At 54.4% G+C, this 2,392-nt stretch carries 1 protein-coding gene; it reads left to right on the forward strand.

The features are described from left to right. Positions 1-797 precede the first annotated feature (797 nt). A complete protein-coding gene (locus tag AB7S84_RS15935; RefSeq protein ID WP_428155700.1) occupies positions 798-2,339 on the forward strand; it encodes a (2,3-dihydroxybenzoyl)adenylate synthase in 1,542 nt (513 codons plus the stop codon). Positions 2,340-2,392: the final 53 nt, after the last annotated feature.

Genomic DNA, 2,392 nt, shown 5'->3' on the forward strand with positions numbered 1-2,392 from the left:
CATGCGATGTTTAAGATCCTCGGCCGGCTCGTTGTGATATCGGATCGACAGGTCACGGTATACCGTGTCGAACCATGTGCTGACGATCTGTTCATGACGCTGATGGAAGAACTGTCTGACATCCATGCGTGTGCTCCGACTCCCCTCCCTCAAGTATAATCCGATCAAGATGACGCCCATGTCGATATGGGTGTGTTGACGCTTCAGAATGAAATCTCAACTTTCGGCTTTCATAGGCCGGTGCCGGGAGGATACGACCCGCGCCCCGCGCGGTTTCGTTCAAGTGCCGCTAAAGCTTGCTCCGGGCGGCCCGGAAACTCGCTTGCGCTCAAACAGTCCGGGCCGCTGATCCTCCGCGGCGCTTAAGCGGCACTAAAACTCACCGCTGAAGGGGCCCGGGTCGTATCCTCCCGGCACCTCTATCCGGTCAATATCATGAAAGTTGAAATGATGTTTCAAGCCATATTGAAAAAAACTTTCAATCATCCGATAAGCCAAGATTCTAACCGACTGTATTTTAACATAACTTGTTGTGGCACAGTGATTGCTTAGTAAACATTAATATCATTCATTAAGTATTTTTCAATCGAATTTTGTCTCTCATACAAAAAGGAGGTCCAGATTTGGAATAAAGTCTGTTTGCTCACATCTTCAGAGATGTGTCGGTAAATCGCCGTGAAAGAAGCATGTACGGGGTGCCGGCCGCAGGTCGAAATCGATCTCCTGCCGCCACGGGACCGACATGAAAACGCTATCGGCGGTCAACATCAGAATAGCATATGAAAAGGGAGAGACGTATGGATGGCCATGTTTCATATCCACCTGAATTCGCTGATGAATATCGTAAAAAGGGCTACTGGTTGGATAAAACCATCACCGAGGTGATGGATGAGAGTTTTGAACGGTTTGCATCGAATCCATTGCTGATATCCGCCCAGAGCGGCCGTGTGTTTACCTATCGGGAATTCGGAGCGTTGAGCACCCGGCTGGCGCTTCACCTGAAAGCATTGGGTCTTAAACTGTATGATCGGGTCATTCTGCAGGTTCCCAACCAACCGGAAGTGCTTCTGGCCTACCTGGCCGTCATGAAGGCCGGCGGCATCCCCATTATGGCGCTCCCGCCCCACCAGGAAGCGGAGATCGGGTATTTTGCAAGGCATTCGGATGCGGTGGGGCTTGTGATACCGTCCATATTCAGCAAGACGGACAAGCAGCAGATGGCCGCAAACATCATGAAGGCGGCTGCTTCACTGAAGCTGGTTCTGGTCACCGGCGGCGAACCCCGGGAGGGTTTTCACGCTCTGGATCAGTTGTTGGCCGACCCCATCGAAGAACGTGTCGACGCGGAGACCTTGCCTCGAGCGAACCCGGACGCACCGGCCGTACTTCAATTGTCCGGGGGGACAACGGGTGTACCGAAGCTGATTCCCCGGACCCACAACGACTATGTGTATAATTTTCTGTGCAACGCCGATATCAGCCGATTGAGCCGGGAAAACATCATGCTGGTGGCGATTCCGCAGGAGCATAATTTTGCACTGGCCTGCCCCGGATTCATGGGCCTGGTTTCCCGCGGCGGTTGCGAGATCCTCAGCAGTGTGCCGTCGCCGGAGGCGGCCATGAAGACCATCCAGGAACACCGGGTGACCCACTGGACCGCCGTGCCGGCAATGATCATCGGCATGCTGAACCATCCGGACAGAGATAAATATGACTTGAGTTCCCTGCAATTGATCCTTACGGGCGGCTCGAAACTCAATCCCGAGGTGGCCTATCGCATTCGTCCGGAACTCGGTTGTGACGTGCAGCAGGTGTTGGGCATGGCCGAGGGACCGCTTTTCTGGACCCGCCTGGATGATCCGGAGGAGGTCCGCTTCACGACCCAGGGCCGTCCGCAATCTCCGGGTGATGAATTCAAAATCGTTGAGCCGGCAACCGGTGAGGAAGTCGCGCCTGGTGCGTTGGGTGAACTCTGGTGCCGGGGCCCGCATACCATTCGCGGTTATTATCGTGCTGCCGAACACAATGCCAAAGCCTTCAGTCCGGACGGCTATTACAAGTCGGGGGACCTCGTGAGGCTGCATCCAACCGGCAATATCGTTGTGGAAGGCCGGATAAAAGACTGCATCAACCGCGGCGGCGAAAAGATCAGCGCCGAAGAGATTGAAAATCATATCCTCGCCGACCCCCGAATTGACAACTGCGCCTGTGTCTCCATGCCGGATCCGGTACTGGGGGAAAGAGTATGCGCCTTCGTGGTGCTCAAACCCGGCCGGGAATTGACATTACCCGAACTGAATCATTTTCTTCTGGAAGAACGGCGTATCGCCAAGTTCTAACTGCCTGAACGCCTGGAATTGTTGGGCGCCATGCCGCTGACCAATGTCGGTAA

The organism is Desulfococcus sp., from assembly GCF_050178255.1.
GTDB lineage: Bacteria > Desulfobacterota > Desulfobacteria > Desulfobacterales > Desulfococcaceae > Desulfococcus > Desulfococcus multivorans.